This is a genomic window from Salegentibacter sp., from assembly GCF_036568425.1.
In the GTDB taxonomy this organism is placed as follows: Bacteria; Bacteroidota; Bacteroidia; order Flavobacteriales; family Flavobacteriaceae; genus Salegentibacter.
In genome coordinates this window covers 1-16,289 of the sequence record NZ_DATCSO010000077.1, presented here as the reverse complement: position 1 = coordinate 16,289, position 16,289 = coordinate 1, and the positions used below count along the sequence as shown (strand labels likewise).

General features: G+C 38.9%; 12 protein-coding genes. 1 reads left to right on the top strand and 11 read right to left on the bottom strand.

Translation table 11 applies throughout. From position 1 onward, the window contains the following. Positions 1 to 37: 37 nt before the first annotated feature. The 5 genes from VIM94_RS07455 to VIM94_RS07435 form a co-directional block, all read right to left on the bottom strand. Positions 38 to 493, bottom strand: coding sequence for a MarR family winged helix-turn-helix transcriptional regulator (locus VIM94_RS07455; protein WP_332038665.1), 456 nt, complete (start codon positions 491 to 493; stop codon positions 38 to 40). Between the two features lie 166 nt (positions 494 to 659). Further along, on the bottom strand, positions 660 to 2,441 hold the full coding sequence (locus VIM94_RS07450; protein ID WP_332038664.1) for a long-chain fatty acid--CoA ligase: 1,782 nt from the start codon (positions 2,439 to 2,441) through the stop codon (positions 660 to 662). A gap of 249 nt (positions 2,442 to 2,690) precedes the next feature. Continuing rightward, entirely contained in the window at positions 2,691 to 6,347 is a 3,657-nt protein-coding gene (gene purL, locus VIM94_RS07445) for a phosphoribosylformylglycinamidine synthase (RefSeq protein WP_332038663.1), read from the bottom strand. Between the two features lie 114 nt (positions 6,348 to 6,461). After that, positions 6,462 to 7,028, bottom strand: a complete 567-nt coding sequence (locus VIM94_RS07440; protein ID WP_332038662.1) for a hypothetical protein — start codon at positions 7,026 to 7,028, stop codon at positions 6,462 to 6,464. Positions 7,029 to 7,234: 206 nt separating this feature from the next. After that, positions 7,235 to 8,449, bottom strand: a complete 1,215-nt coding sequence (locus VIM94_RS07435; protein WP_332038661.1) for an RsmB/NOP family class I SAM-dependent RNA methyltransferase — start codon at positions 8,447 to 8,449, stop codon at positions 7,235 to 7,237. A gap of 191 nt (positions 8,450 to 8,640) precedes the next feature. Between VIM94_RS07435 and VIM94_RS07430 the strand changes: the two genes are divergently transcribed. After that, complete coding sequence (locus VIM94_RS07430) at positions 8,641 to 9,711, top strand: WD40/YVTN/BNR-like repeat-containing protein (protein ID WP_332038660.1); 1,071 nt, start codon at positions 8,641 to 8,643, stop codon at positions 9,709 to 9,711. Positions 9,712 to 9,799: 88 nt separating this feature from the next. Here the strand turns inward: VIM94_RS07430 and VIM94_RS07425 are convergent, their stop codons facing one another. From VIM94_RS07425 to VIM94_RS07400, 6 genes are all read right to left on the bottom strand, one after another. Beyond that, entirely contained in the window at positions 9,800 to 10,255 is a 456-nt protein-coding gene (locus VIM94_RS07425) for a hypothetical protein (protein WP_332038659.1), read from the bottom strand. Between the two features lie 7 nt (positions 10,256 to 10,262). Beyond that, a complete protein-coding gene (locus VIM94_RS07420) occupies positions 10,263 to 10,784 on the bottom strand; it encodes a hypothetical protein (RefSeq protein ID WP_332038658.1) in 522 nt (173 codons plus the stop codon). Between the two features lie 32 nt (positions 10,785 to 10,816). Then, entirely contained in the window at positions 10,817 to 11,362 is a 546-nt protein-coding gene (locus VIM94_RS07415) for an RNA polymerase sigma factor (protein ID WP_332038657.1), read from the bottom strand. A 367-nt stretch (positions 11,363 to 11,729) separates the two neighbouring features. Next, a complete protein-coding gene (locus tag VIM94_RS07410) occupies positions 11,730 to 13,553 on the bottom strand; it encodes an ABC transporter ATP-binding protein (RefSeq protein WP_332038656.1) in 1,824 nt (607 codons plus the stop codon). Between the two features lie 12 nt (positions 13,554 to 13,565). Continuing rightward, positions 13,566 to 15,296, bottom strand: a complete 1,731-nt coding sequence (locus tag VIM94_RS07405) for a phospho-sugar mutase (RefSeq protein WP_332038655.1) — start codon at positions 15,294 to 15,296, stop codon at positions 13,566 to 13,568. Positions 15,297 to 15,344: 48 nt separating this feature from the next. After that, positions 15,345 to 16,289: glycosyltransferase family 2 protein (locus tag VIM94_RS07400; protein WP_332038654.1), on the bottom strand; the 945-nt coding region annotated here is incomplete at its 5' end.

Below are 16,289 nucleotides of genomic sequence, written 5' to 3'. Positions count from 1 at the left end.
TTAATGGTTCAGCTATTCGCAGCTAATAAAATCTTTATTAATGCTTTAGTTTAACTTCTTCTTTATAGATCTTTTTTTCTGAAATAAGGTCCATAATGGTATTGGCAACTTCAATAAAGGTTTTTAGGTCTTCTTCAGAGACCGAATCTTTTACAGCCTCATCAAACCTTAACACTACTTTTTTGGAGTATTCACGCATCTCCTTACCAAAATCGGTCAAATGAATAAGAACACTTCTCCCGTCTTTGGGGTTCTTACGCCTTATAATAAGTCCCTTGTCTTCCATGGTCTTTAGTATCCTGGATAAACTGGTTGCCTCCATTCCCATTTTGGGTCCAAGTGAAGTAGAAGGTGTGCCGGATTCAGGGTCGATGCTTAAAAGAGCAAAACCGGTGGCCATTGTACTACCGGCCTTTCCGGCTTCTTCATTATACATCTTTGAAACTGCCATCCAGGTGGCACGTAAAACATAATCTATCGTTTTTTCCTTCATTTTTGATACTTGATTCCCAAAGTTAAGAAAAAAATATTATGCACGCATAACAAATTGAATGAAAATTGAAAGGTAGAAGTGAGTAACCTTAAATTTAAAGGAATTACATAAAAAAACTCTCCTTGTAGGGAGAGTTTTAACTGTAATTTAGTAAAAGCCATGTCAATTAATCATAACCATAAATCTTGTTGAATTTATCGATATAAATTTCCTTGATATTTCTACGTTTTAATTTCATAGTAGGAGTGAGGTGACCTTCGTCTATTCCCCAGACCTCTGGAGTGAGTTCAATGACCTTTACCCTTTCCCATTTTCCAAATTTCTGGTTATAGAAGTCTACTTCTTCCATAATTCTATTTTTCACGCGGTCATTCTCTGCGATAGTCTTATGGGAGCCATCTCCAAGATCAATCTTTTTCCTTTTAGCCCATTCCTGAATGAATTCAAAGTTAGGTTGAATTAAGGCGGCAGGCATCTTTTCACCATCCCCAATTACCATAATCTGCTCGATAAAGCGTGATTGCTTCATGACATTTTCAAGAATTTGCGGAGCAACATATTTACCACCGGAGGTTTTGAACATTTCTTTCTTACGATCGGTTATTTTAAGGAATCCATCTTTATCCAACTCTCCAATATCTCCGGTATGAAAGAAATTATCATCGTTTATTACTTCTTTGGTTTTTTCGGGGTCTTTGTAATAGCCTAACATAACATTGGGACCTTTGCAAAGAATTTCTCCATCTTCTGCGATTTTCACCTCCACATTCTCTAATGGTTTACCAACGGTACCAATCCGGAAGTTATAGTCACGCTGATCGTTTACCGCAATTACCGGCGAGGTCTCTGTTAGCCCGTAACCTTCCATAACCGGAATTCCTGCAGCGGCAAATACACGTGCCAATCTTGGTTGTAAAGCTGCCGATCCCGAAACGACGAGCTCAATATTACCGCCTAAACCTTCTTTCCATTTAGAGAAAATCAATTTTCTGGCCAGTTTAAGGCGCGTTTCATACCACCATCCGTTGGCCTCATAAGGTTCATATTCCAACCCAAGTTCTACAGCCCAGAAGAAAAGTTTTTGTTTGATTCCTCCTACGGTAGAACCTTTGGCGATTATTTTGTCATAAACTTTCTCCAGTACCCGGGGAACAGCAGATATTACATGAGGTTCAACCTCCTTCAGGTTGTCGCTAATCTTCTCTATAGATTCTGCAAAGTGAATAGAAACTGAATAGTACTGATATAGATAAAGAATCATTCTTTCAAAAATATGACATACAGGAAGAAAACTCAGGGATACATAAGTTCCAACCTCGAAGGGGACACGAGTCGCACTGCCCAAAACATTACTTGTGATATTTTTATGAGAAAGCATAACACCTTTTGGTCTTCCGGTAGTACCGGAAGTATATATGAGGGTAGCCAGATCATCGGGCTTAACAGCTTTCATTAGTTTTTCCACCTCTTCCTGATTACTTTTATCTTCACCCAGTTCAAGAACTTCTTTCCAGTTTTTACATCCTGAAATCTCGTTAAAACTATAAACTTCCTTAAGCCCGGTATTTGCCCGTATAGAATTTACCTTTTCAAGAACTTCAGTATCTGACACGAAACAATAAGTAGCCTCGCTATGGTTGAGTACATATTCATAGTCTTCTTCAGAAATTGTAGGATAGATAGGTACGTTTTGAGCTCCAAGCTGAAGAATACCTATGTCCAGTACGTTCCATTCAGTTCGGTTTGTGGTAGAGATTATTGCAATTTTTTCATTGGGTAAAACTCCCATCCTGAGTAAACCACGACTAATTTGATTTGCCTGGTCTATGTATTGTTTGGTTGAAAGGGACTCCCACTGTCCGTCGTATTTTGTTACCAGGGATTTTTCTAAAGGAAAATTTTCCAGCTGATAATAAGGAAAGTCAAAAAGTCTTTTCGGTTGGTTCATTTGTGTGGTATTAATAAATCCCTTGCAAAATAGGAAAATTGCAAGCTATTTCAAATTGATTTTTTAAAATAAGCATAGATATATTAGTAAGTATGCGAAAAAAATATTGAAAAAGGACTGATTAAAATGATTTTAAACTTTACTAATATTTAGTTAAAAGTTTATAAAGTTTTTAAAATCAACCTATTGAAGTTTATTGAAATAATAAACCCCGTAAAGACTTTTTACGGGGTTTGTGCAAAAAAACAATTAATTTTTCTCGAGCCACTTTCTGGCATTCACGAAAGCTTCGAGCCATGGAGAGACCTCATCTTTCCTCCCCTCTGGGTAATGCGCCCAGTTCCATGGGAAAGTAGAACGCTCCAGGTGAGGCATCATAACCAGGTGTCTTCCTGTCTTGTCGGTTAGCATAGCAGCATTGTAATGCGATCCATTTGGATTTGCAGGATAACCTTCATAACCATATTTCGCAGGAATATCATATTGCTCTTCTTCGTAAGGGAAACTGAATTTACCTTCCCCGTGAGCAGCCCAAATCCCTAGTTTACTTCCGGCAAGACTAGAGAGCATCACCGAGTTGTTTTCCTGAATTTCTACGGAAGTAAAGTTACATTCAAACTTATGAGATTCGTTATGCAGCATCTTTGGCTTTTGGTCATGTTCAGAATTAATCAATCCTAATTCGATGAATAGCTGGCAGCCATTACAAACACCCAGTGACAAAGTATCTTTTCTTCTGAAGAAATTATCCAGGGTTTCTTTGGCTTTTTCATTATAAAGGAAAGCTCCAGCCCAGCCTTTTGCACTTCCCAGTACATCTGAATTAGAGAAACCTCCCACCGCAGCGATAAACTGTATATCCTCTAGATTTTCCCTTCCTGAGATCAAATCGGTCATATGCACATCTTTCACATCGAAACCGGCCAGATACATGGCCCGTGCCATTTCACGTTCCGAATTTGAACCTTTTTCCCTAAGGATGGCCGCTTTTATTCTGGTCTCTTTAGAGGAGGGGAGTTTGCCGTCGAAATTCTTCGGAAATTTAAATTCCAGCGGCTGTTCTTTATAGTTGTTAAAACGCTCTGTGGCTTTATCTATTCCACTTTGTTTCCTATCAAGAAGGAATGAGGTTTTATACCATAGATCTCTTAATTCGGGGATATTTAAGCTTAGTTTTTCTTTTCCGTTTTGGATTGAAACCCTATCTCCTTCCACGACTTTTCCAATTTTGAAGAATTCGATGTTCTTCTCTTTGAGAATATCCTCTGCGGAAGCATCTTTAGCCTGAAAAACAATTCCGCAGTTTTCATTGAATAGTAATTTAATTGAATCCTTTTCATTTAAAGGCGAAAGATCAAAACTCGCAGCGAGATCTACATCGGCAAAGCACATTTCCAGAAGACTCGTGATCAATCCTCCTGAAGCCACATCATGCCCGGCAAGAATTTGCTCATCTTTTACCAGTTGCTGAATCGCATCAAAAGCCTCGGCGAATTTTTTATCATTTTTTATAGTAGGAACTTCATTGCCCACCTTATTCAGGATCTGCGCGAAAGAAGAGCCGCCAAGTTTAAAAGAATCCTGGGATAAATTGAGGTAATAAATATCTCCGCCGTTTCTCTGTAAAACCGGTTCCACAGTTTTGCTGATATCGTCACAGTGACCGGCAGCCGAAATAATTACAGTTCCTGGGGAAATAACCTCGCCATCCTTATACTTTTGCTTCATAGAAAGCGAATCTTTCCCTGTTGGAACATTAATGCCAAGGGAGATCGCAAAATCCGAAACTCCTTTTACGGCCTCGTATAGTCTCGCATCTTCACCTTCATTATTACAGGGCCACATCCAGTTTGCAGAAAGTGAAATGGATTTTAGGCCTTTTTCCAACGGGGCCCAAACGATATTGGATAGTGCTTCCGCGATTGAATTTTTTGAACCTGCCACCGGATCAACCAGAGCAGAAACAGGGGAGTGGCCAATAGAGGTGGCAACTCCTTCTTTTCCATTGTAATCCAGGGCCATCACTCCGCAATTGTTTAGCGGAAGTTGTAAAGGGCCGGCAGTTTGCTGTTTGGCCACGCGTCCTGAAACACATCGATCCACCTTGTTGGTAAGCCAATCTTTACAAGCTACTGCTTCAAGTTGAAGCACCTGTTCTAAATATTTATAAATTTTATCGGTTGAATATTGTACTTCCTCATATTCCCTTTTAATGGTTTTATCGGTCATAACCGTTTTTGGGGAACTCCCGAACATATCTCCCAGTTCAAGGTCCATCGGTTTTTGTCCTGATTTTTTTCCTTCAAAAGTGAATTTATGATCATCGGTTACCTCTCCTACCTCATACATTGGGGAGCGCTCACGATCGGCTACTCGTTTGAGGATTTCGAGTTTGCTCTCACCAATCACCAGTCCCATACGTTCCTGGGATTCGTTTCCTATAATCTCTTTTGCTGAAAGAGTAGGATCTCCAACAGGTAAAGCATCAAGATCTATTTTCCCACCGGTTTCTTCCACCAATTCGCTTAAGCAATTCAAATGTCCACCGGCACCGTGGTCATGAATGGAAACAATTGGGTTTTCTTCATGTTCTACCATTCCGCGAACCGCGTTGGCAGCACGTTTTTGCATTTCCGGGTTAGCTCTTTGAATAGCGTTTAATTCGATCCCGCTCCCAAATTCTCCGGTATCGGCAGAAGAAACGGCAGCACCGCCCATCCCAATGCGGTAATTTTCACCACCTAGCACAACAATTTTATCTCCTTTCTTCGGAACGTCCTTCTGCGCCTGGTCGGCTTTTCCGTAGCCAACACCTCCGGCAAGCATAATTACTTTATCGTAGCCCAGTCTTCGGTTATGCTCGGCATGTTCGAAGGTAAGCACAGATCCTGAAATAAGCGGTTGGCCGAATTTATTTCCGAAATCTGAAGCACCATTGGATGCCTTTATCAAAATATCCATAGGGGTTTGGTAAAGCCATTCCCGTTCAGGCATTCCATTTTCCCAGGTGCGATCTTGTTCCATTCTGGAATAAGAAGTCATATAAACGGCGGTTCCTGCCAGGGGTAAGGAACCTTTTCCACCGGCCAGCCTGTCACGTATTTCTCCGCCACTCCCGGTAGCAGCACCGTTAAAGGGTTCTACCGTAGTTGGGAAGTTATGGGTTTCGGCTTTTATCGATATTACTGAATCGAAATCTTTGTTTTCATAATAATCGGGGACATCAGGTTTTTTTGGTGCAAATTGCTGTACGCGCGGACCTTTTACAAAAGCCACATTATCTTTATATGCTGAAACAATATCATTTGGATTTTCCTGGGAAGTTTGCCTAATCATTTTAAATAGTGAAACAGGTTTTTCCTGTCCATCGATAACAAAAGTTCCATTAAAGATCTTATGACGACAATGTTCTGAATTAACCTGAGAGAACCCAAAAACCTCTGAATCGGTGAGTTTTCTTCCCAGTTTTTCAGAAAGATTTTCAAGGTAAGTAACCTCTTCCGGATTTAAAGACAGGCCTTCTTTTTGGTTATAAGTCTCTATATTTTCGATTTCCATGATAGGCTCAGGCTTAATATGAATATCGAAAATATCCTGATCCAGTTTTTCATATTTCTGGGTAAGCATGGGATCGAAATCATGAAAATTCTTATCCACTTTCATAAACTCCTCGATGCGTATTATGCCTTTAATTCCCATGTTCTGGGTAATCTCAACGGCATTGGTACTCCAGGGGGTAATCATGGCGGCACGGGGCCCAACAAAAAAATCTGCCAGAGCAGATTTGTTGAGTTCTTGAGTATTTCCGAAAAGCCAGTTTAATTTAGTGATGTCTTGCGCCGAAAGGGTAGTATGCGTTTCTACCGCATAAACCTTGGCAGATTGGGTTCCGAAGAAAAGGATCATTCCAGGTTGTTTTGTGTTGTTTGAGAAAGCACAAATTTAGGTTTTTTCAGGAGAATACATACTGTCAATTATTGTGATTTTTAGCAGCCAATACAAAGCTTTAAATCCTGATAATTAATATTTCCCTAAATCATCGGTAGTATTCAGTTCCAGCATTTCCCAGTCTTGATTATTAAAGGTTTTGGAAGGGGCGGCAATAGATTTTTTTCTTCTCAAAGTTTGGTCCTTCCCAAAATCATCAGCATTATTAATTTCACCAATTACATCGATTAAATCTCCGTTTTTGAAAAGCCCGATAGGATCATTTCCGTTAAAATCAAGTGGAGAACCGGTTTTGAGTTGATCGGCATTTTCGATTAATTCAGGAAGATTAGCCGATTCATTGGAAATTACAAAGACATCATTATGGGCAATTTCTCCAGTGAGTTTAAGCTCACTCATCCATTCGCCACTACCGTTTTGTTGTTTTTTAAGGGAATATGCTTCGGCTTCGAGGTTGATAGTATTGCCGGTAAGGTTAATAATCTCCAGAGCTTTGTTGAAGGAACTACCCTCAATATATTCGGAAAAGAAAATTTCTGAAGGAAATTTTTCTTCAGCTTCTAAAGGGAATTCCAGGGCAGGATCTTCATCTGCACATGAGAATAATAAGAGGAGAAAGGGAAGAAGTAGTTTTTTCATTTGTTTATAATTTTAACCCTAATTTGACATTAAACACATGCTCAAAAATATACTTCTGGTTGCGGTCATTTTTGGGTCCAGCAGCGCGCTGGTTTAAGATTCTGAAATTAAAAATTCCAAAATGAAAAAGAAATACTTTTCAAAAAACGGGTAGAATCACCCAAGGATTTTTCCCCTGGATGCATAAAAGCACGAAAAAACCGAGTTTATTCCTTCTTTTCCAACAAGGCCATGTAGAACCCGTCAAAGCCCGTTTCTGAAGAAAGAAGCTTCTGGTCTCTGATAAGCTTAAATTCTTTACCTTCATCTGAAGCAAGGAAAAATTCAACCTGCTGTTGATTCTCAGAAGGGAGAATAGAGCAGGTAGCATAGACCATTTTTCCTCCCGGTTTTAGCATTTTAGAGTATTTGGCAATAATTTCAGCCTGGGTCTTTTTAATATTATCGATAAACTCTGGTTGTAATTTCCATTTGGCGTCAGGGTTTCTGCTTAGTACCCCCAGTCCGCTGCAAGGAGCGTCGATCAGGACTCTATCGGCTGTGTTGTAAAGTTTCTTTACCACTTTAGTAGTGTCTATCGCTCTGGTTTCAATATTATGGGCACCAGCTCGTTTTGCGCGGCGTTTAAGTTCCTTAAGTTTGTTTCCATAGATATCGGTTGCGATTATCTGACCCTTATTTTCCATCAGGGCGGCCAGGTGAAGGCTTTTTCCACCAGCACCCGCACATGTATCTACCACGCGCATTCCGGGTTCTACTTCCAGAAAATGAGCGACCATTTGGGAAGAGGCATCCTGAACCTCAAATAAACCATTCTTAAATGCCTGGGTTCTGAAGACATTTGCCCGCTCTTCTAATTGTAAGGCTTCCGGATATCCTTTTACTTTATAAGTAATAATTTCTTCTTCTTTTAATATCTGCTGGAGTTTTTCGGGAGTGGTCTTGAGGGTATTTACCCTTAGCAGTACTGGCGCCTGTTTGTTTAATGCACCGATTTCTTTTTCCCAGGTTTCTTCGCCGAGCTCGGCTACTCCGGTTTCATCCAGCCAATCCGGGATAGATTCCCGCATTTTTCTAATTTTACTCAGGCTGTCAAATTTCCCTTTAATCCTTCTGGTAGGAGTACCTTCAAATTGTGGCCAATCTGGCAATTTTATTCCGCGAAGGGTTGCCCAAACGGTAAAAATACGAAACAGATTTTCCCGGTCAAACGGCTCCTTAACTTCGGCGATTTCGGCATAAAGCCTTTTCCATCTCACGATGTCGTAAGTAGTTTCAGCAATAAAACTACGGTCACGTGCACCCCAGCGTTTATCGCGTTTTAAGGTTTTCTCTATCACTTTATCGGCATAAGCTCCTTCGTTGAAGATTTCTGAAAGGGCATCAAGGGTTGCAAAAACCAAATTCCTGTGTAAACGCATAATCAAATTTTGAGGCTGCAAAGGTAGGTTTTTTTACCCGATAATCGAGATTCTTAAAATCCCAGGTTTTAGTTCTAATATTAACTCAATTTTAGATTTCCGGATTGCTTGTGCTGTGGCAGTTTATCTTCAGAAAAATTTATCTTTGGTCAAAATCCCGTATGGGCAAATAAATCTGAAATTATTTCGAAATGAAAAAAATACTTTTTCTTGTTCTATTGCTAAGCTTTTCCTGTAAATCTGACAAATCTGAAAATACTGAGACTTCTGAGGCAAGGAAACCTGAAAAGAAAGAATTCAGCAGTGTTGTAATAGAAAATATTTTTGAGGATGATTCACTTAGTATTCGCGCAGTAGAGATCATTGGAAATAATCTTGCTTTTGCGGCAAATAAAGGAACTTTCGGACTTTATAACAATCAAACAGGAGAAATGAAAACCGGAGTAATAAGCTATGGTGACTATATCCCTGAATTCAGGGCAGTGGCCAGTACAAGTAATGATGTCTTTGTGTTAAGTGTAGGCAATCCCGCTTTGCTTTATAAAACAGGAGATTCTGGCCAAATGGAACTTGTTTACCGCGAAGAAGGTGAAAAGGTTTTTTATGATTCAATGACTTTTTGGAATGACCTGGAAGGTATAGCCATAGGGGATCCAACAGAAAATTGTTTGTCTATGATTATTACCCGGAATGGGGGAAAGAGCTGGGAGAAATTAGACTGTAGTTTGTTACCAGAAACTACAGAAGGGGAAGCCGCTTTCGCCGCAAGTAATTCTAATATTGCTGTGGTTGATGATAATACCTGGGTACTTTCAGGAGGGAAGAAGTCGAGAGTATTCTATTCTCCAGATAAAGGAAAAACCTGGGACGTATTTGATACACCGCTAATTCAGGGAAGCGAAACCACAGGTGGGTATAGCATTGATTTTTATGATGAAGATAATGGGATTATCATAGGTGGTGATTATACTAAACCTGATGATAATTCAGCGAATAAAGCAATTACCAGCGATGGGGGTAAAACCTGGAAATTGATTGCCAAAGCTGAGGAGCCGGGCTATAAAAGCAGTGTTAGATTTGTGCCTAATAGTAATGGAAAAAATATTGTTGCTACAGGATTTACTGGAATTTCTTTTTCTGCTGATGGAGGCAAAAACTGGGAACAGCTTTCAGAAGAAAGCTTTTTTACGCTGAGGTTTCTTAATGATTCTACTGCTTATGCCACCGGGAAAGGCAGAATATCACGCCTTCTTTTCAAATAATAATTATAAAAACCCCGGAAGATTTCTCAACCGGGGCTCTAACTACTAACTAACCAAAAAACTAAGTTTTTTATTAATCCTGGGTTTATTAATCCTGGGTTTTATCCCGATCTTTTTTAGCTCGATATTCCTTAATTAATTTCTTATGGAATTCGTCTTCCAGCTTATGAAGTTTGATGATATCCTGAGCTGAAATAATTTTCTTGAGTTCCTGAAAAAGCTCCTTTTTTATTACGTATTCTTCTTTTTCTATATCAAGGTATTCCTTAAGCATTCCATTTGCCTGGTCTTCACTAATACATTCGGGGTTGCTAAGGTCCATATTCATGTGTTCCCGTTTATGTAAATCCTTTTTTTTGTCTTCATATTCATTATAAATCGGCCAGAATTTTTCGGCCACTTTGGTACTCAAGCTAAGTTCCTGAGTAATATAGGCGGTTTTGAGGGCTTTAATTTTTTCCCGGTGAGCTTCCCTCTCTTCAGATTGCGCCTGTATTTGCATTAGCGCAGGAAACATTAGAAATAAAACTATAATTTTTTTCATAATCTTTTTATTCAAGAATATATGTGGGATCTTCTACATTTTCTTCCAAATAATCCAACATGGCTTCTGGATTAACTTCATCAAAATTAGAATTGTCCAATACAATACCATCATTAAAAAGGAATCCTGAAATTTCTGTAGTGGTAAGGTCTATATTATTATCGTCTATATAATTCTCAAGTACCGACAGTTCTATGTTTTGCCAGGTGTCTACGGGAGCCGGATTTATATAAAGCGAGCCTGCCAACGCAATAATTATAGCTGCTATACTTGCAGCATAAAACAAATATTCCTTTTTAAACAACGGAATAATTTTAGGCTCATGCGAATCATTTTCTGGAAAGTCAATCTCTAAATTTTCAAAATAGTTCTCCGGAACTTTGAAACCAGAACCTTCAATATTTTCCAGAACTTTTTCCGATTCCAAATCTCCAACCATATCCAATACTTCCTTTTCCAGTTCCTCAAAATAATTTGGAGGAACTGAAAACCCCGGGTTATTGCGATATGGTAAATTATCCTTTTTCATTTATTTTTTAGACTCCAAATTTCATTAAAGGTTTAATTTTTTTTGAGATACTCTTCAATTTTTTTTACTGCAATATGGTAGGAAGATTTCAGGGCGCCTTCACTGGTTTCAAGAATTTCAGCCATTTCACGATATTTCAATTCTTCAAAGTATTTCATATTAAACACCTGTTGTTGTTTTGGGGGCAGGCTTGCGATGGCTTTTTGAAGTTTCAACTGGATCTCGTCTCCCTCAAAATAAACATCGCTTTCCAGTTTGGAGATCAAATGGTCTTGTAATTCCTGTGAATTTATCTGTGATCGTTTAGCTTTTTTGTTTAGAAAAGTGAGTGCTTCATTTGTGGCAATACGGTACATCCAGGAATATAACTGACTTTCACCCTTAAATTGATCGATGTTTCTGTAGATTTTTAAAAAAGTATTCTGGAGCACATCGTGGGTGTCATCATGATCCTTGACCATATTCCTGATATGCCAGTAAAGTCTTTTTTTATAAAGATTAACGAGCTCTTTAAAGGCGGTCTCGGCTGAAGCCTTTTCCTTCAAACGATGTATTAACAGATTTTCGGAGTCTTCCAATGGGTTTGGATTTTAGTTGGATTCCCATTTAAAAAAGGCTAAAGGTATATAAATCTTTAAATTTTGATGAATTTACCCGAAGTAAAATATTATATGGTCTTTTAGCGCCTGTTAAAGCGACTCTGATCGTTTAAAAGCAAAAAAAACCGATTAAATGCAAAAAATGTTTGTTGGTTTATTATTTTGAATTATATTTACATTATCAAAATGATTTAATCTTTTTGCCCCAATAAAAACGAATTAAATCTTTTATTTTCATTTGCCCCAAGATGAAAATAATTTTTGAAAAATGGATGGAGACCTACTTTCATCCATTTTTTTTGTTTTAAGATTTAGTTGAATTTACAGCGCCTTTAGCAAAGAACTATTACTCGAAAGACTGCATTTCTACAAGTTTTTGGTAAGTTCCTTTCTTCTGAAGTAGCTCCAGGTGTTCACCTTCTTCTACGATTTCACCTTTTTGCATCACCACGATCTTATCGGCATTTTGGATAGTAGAGAGGCGATGGGCAATAACTATAGATGTTCTGTTCTTCATCATATTCTCCAGAGCCTTCTGTACAAGCTTTTCGCTTTCTGTATCAAGGGCTGAAGTCGCTTCGTCCAGAATCATAATTGGGGGGTTTTTAAGTACCGCCCGTGCGATAGAAAGTCTTTGTTTTTGACCTCCACTTAATTTATTTCCAGCATCTCCTATGTTTGTTTCAAGGCCCTTAGGCAGATGTTTTACAAATTCCCAGGCATTGGCAATTTTAAGCGCATCAATTATCTCTTCATCAGAAGCATCATCTTTGCCGAGAGCAATATTATTTCTAACCGTATCATTAAAAAGAATTGAATCCTGGGTAACCAGCCCCATAAGGTGCCTTAAGGACTTCTTGGTCATATCTTTAATATCGATTCCATCTATACTAATGCTTCCTTGGTTAACGTCATAAAAACGAGTGATAAGATTAGCAATTGTAGATTTTCCACTTCCTGATTGCCCAACCAGGGCAACGGTTTGACCCTTGTTAACCTTTAAATTAAAATCTTTAAGGACATTCTCCTCTTCATATCTGAAGCTTATGTTGTTAATTTTAATATTGTCTTCAAACTCTTCTTTTATAATCGCGTTGGGTTTATCTGTGATCGTGGATGGAGTTTCCAGCACCTGCAGAATCCTTTCGGCTGCGGCATTTCCTTTTTTGACAGAATAAGAGGCCTTTGAAATTTGTTTAGCGGGAGTTAAAATATTATAGGCTAAACCTAAAAATGCGATAAAAGTTGCCGCATCCAGGCTGCCTTCAACCAGAACCATTTGGCCTCCAAACCAAAGAATGATGACTATAACAAAAATCCCTAAAAATTCACTGGCAGGGGAGGCTAGGTTTTGACGGTTGATAAGTTTATTAAGAATATGATTCAGGCGGTTTGTGGAGGCCTGAAATCTTTGCTGCATTTTATCTTCGGCGTTAAAACCTTTTATGATCTTCAGGCTGCTAAGGGTTTCTTCTACTACCGATAGGAAATAACCGTTTTCCTCCTGGGCTTTATGGGACTGTCGCTTTAATTTTTTACCTATAAGGGAAATTATAAATCCAGAGATTGGTAGGAATACAAAGACAAAAATGGTGAGTTTGGCACTCATCATCAACATCGCTATGATGGTGAAAATTATTGTAAGGGGTTCTCTTACAATGAGTTCTAAAATTGATAGAAAGGAAGTTTGAACTTCATTTACATCGGCTGTGATCCGGGAAATAGTATCGCCTTTTCTTTTTTCAGAAAAGTAGGAGACGGGTAGTGCCAGGATCTTTTTATAGAGTGCATCCCTAACATCCCTTAAAACCCCATTTCTTAAAAAGGTGATGAAATAAGCGGCCAGATAACCAAAAAGATTTTTAAGCAGGAATAAAAGAACAACTATCCCGCAAATAAAAAGAAGGGCCGAGATCTCATCTTCGGCCACTTTCTGTGTTACTTGATAATTGAAATATCCGGTTACATAATCTTTTATCCCACCCAGACCATCCCAAACGGGTTTTGCCGTTACCCTTTTGGTTTTATCAAACAAAACCTGGATTACTGGAATTAGTGCGATAAAAGACAGGGTGCTAAAAACCGCATAAAAAATATTACAAATAATATTCAATATGGCATACCTTTTATAAGGTATTGCATACTGAAGAATTTTTCGGAAATAACTCATATAGATCGGCGATTAGCCTAATTGTAGTTCTTTTTTGATCCTTTCAATTTTCTCAGCTAGTTTCTGATTTTCCTTATCGAAATTTTTTATACTATCCAATTGAGAATTCACGCTGATGTAAAATTTGATCTTTGGCTCTGTACCGCTTGGTCGGGCCGCAATCTTAGTCCCATTCTCGGTATAGTAAATCAGGACATTAGATTTAGGAATTTTGATGTCCTCTTCGGTATGATGCTGTAAATTTTTAGCACTGGAAGCCTGGTAATCCTCGATTAGAACAACTTTTTCTTCGTCAATTTCTTTCCATGGATTTTCACGAAGATCGATAAGCATCTGTTTTATCTCGGCTTCGCCCTCAATTCCCTTTTTTACCAAAGAGATCAATTCTTCGCGGTATAAGCCATATTCGGTATATAATTTAATAAGTTGTTCGTAAAATGAACTTCCATTAGCCTTCATTTGTGCTGCGATTTCACAAGCCAGTAGGGTAGCGGTTGCTGCATCTTTATCACGAACAAAATCTCCAACCATATAGCCGAAGCTTTCTTCCCCACCACCAATAAAATCGAGGGACGGATTTTCTTTTATTAGTTTTGCGATCCATTTAAATCCGGTTAAAACCTCGTGGTATTGGGCACCGTAATCTTCAGTGATAATCTTTATCATTGGCGTTGAAACAATAGTAGAAGCCACAAAAGAATTATCGGATAATTTCCCCTGTTTTTTATGTTGCTCCAGCAGGAACCAGGTCATTACCAGCATTGTCTGGTTTCCGTTAAGGAGAATCATTTTACCGTTTAGATCGCGCACTGCAACACCTAAACGATCCCCATCGGGATCAGTCCCGATTACGATATCTGCATCTTTTTCATCAGCTAGCTTAAGCGCCATTTCCAGAGCTTCCGGCTCTTCAGGATTTGGAGACTTTACCGTTGGAAACTGTCCATCTGGTTTTGCCTGTTCTTCTACGATAAAGACATTTTTATATCCGGCTTTTTTCAGTACCTGTGGATTGGTTGTGGAGGCTGTTCCGTGCAAGGAAGTAAAAACGATCTTTAAAGCTTCTCTTGCTGAAGCCGGAGTATCAAAACTACCGTTTTTAACTGAAGCGTCTAAAAAGGCTTTATCAACGTGCTTATTGATACTATGTATTAATTCTGGTCTGGCCTTAAAGTTTACTTCGTCATATTCCAGGTTATTTATAATCTCTATAAGTTTAGCGTCCTGTGGGGGCACTAATTGGCCGCCATCCCGCCAGTAAACTTTGTAACCATTGTATTCCGGCGGATTATGGCTGGCGGTAAGCACAATGCCGGCATGGCAATCCAGATATTTTACTGCGAACGAGAGTTCCGGAGTGGGTCTAAGCTCAGAAAAAAGATAGACGTCAATATCATTAGCCGAAAATACTTCTGCAACCATTTTTGCCAATTCTTTAGAATTATTACGGCAATCATAGGCAATGACAACCTTAAGGTCTTCCCCCTCGAATTCAGTTTTTAGCAAGTTTGAAAGGCCCTGGGTATTTTTTCCAAGGGTGTATTTATTGATTCTGTTAGTACCAACGCCCATGATACCTCTCATTCCACCAGTTCCGAAGGCAGCATTTTTATAAAAGCTTTCTTCCAGCTCACGGGGATTGTTATCTATTAGATCATTGATACGGGATTTAGTGTCCTCGTCGAATATATCGGTGAGCCAGTCTTTGGCTTTAGCCAGGATTTCAGGTTTAATTTCAGCCATGATTAATTATTTTGCTTAGCAAAAATAAGAATTAATGCTTTAAAAGAATTATAAATTCGGGGTGGTTTTATTAATAAGATAACGGTCTTTATCCCTTTTGGAACGTAGGATTAATTCTCCTAGAAAGCCGGCAAGGAATAGCTGTGAGCCAATTATCATTACGGTTAAAGCGATATAGAACCAGGGGTTAAGTGCCACCAGGATGTTGGGCTCGTTGTGGTACATCTTCCATAGTTTAGAGATGCCTATCCAACCTGCAGCAATGAAACCAAAAAGGAACATTAAAACTCCCAAGGCCCCAAAAAGGTGCATTGGACGTCTTCCGAATTTAGAAAGGAACCAGATGCTTATTAGATCTAAGAACCCATTGATGAATCTTTCAGCTCCAAATTTGGTCGTACCGTATTTTCTTGCCTGGTGTTTTACTTCCTTTTCTGTTATTTTGGAAAAGCCAGAATTTTTAGCCAAAACAGGAATATAGCGGTGCATCTCCCCATAAACATCTATGTTCTTAATAACCTCCCGGCGATAGGCTTTTAATCCACAATTAAAGTCGTGAAGTTTAACTCCCGAAGTTTTTCTTGCGGCAGCGTTAAAAAGTTTTGATGGAAGATTTTTGGTAAGAACGTGATCGTAGCGTTTCTTTTTCCAACCCGAAACCAGATCGTAATTTCCCTCCTTAACCATTTGATAAAGCTCCGGAATCTCCTCGGGGTTATCCTGGAGATCGGCATCCATAGTGATAACTACATCTCCCTGTGCCCGTAGGAACCCGGCATGCAGGGCCTGGGATTTCCCGTAGTTTCTATTGAATTTTATACCTTTTACGTCAGAATCATTTTCAGCAAGTGCTTCAATGGTCTTCCAGGAATTATCGGTGCTACCATCGTCAATAAAGATGATCTCATGAGAAAAGGAATTGGACCGCATTACTTTTGCGATCCAATTATATAATTCTACCAGAGATTGTTCTTCGTTTAATAAAGGTATAAC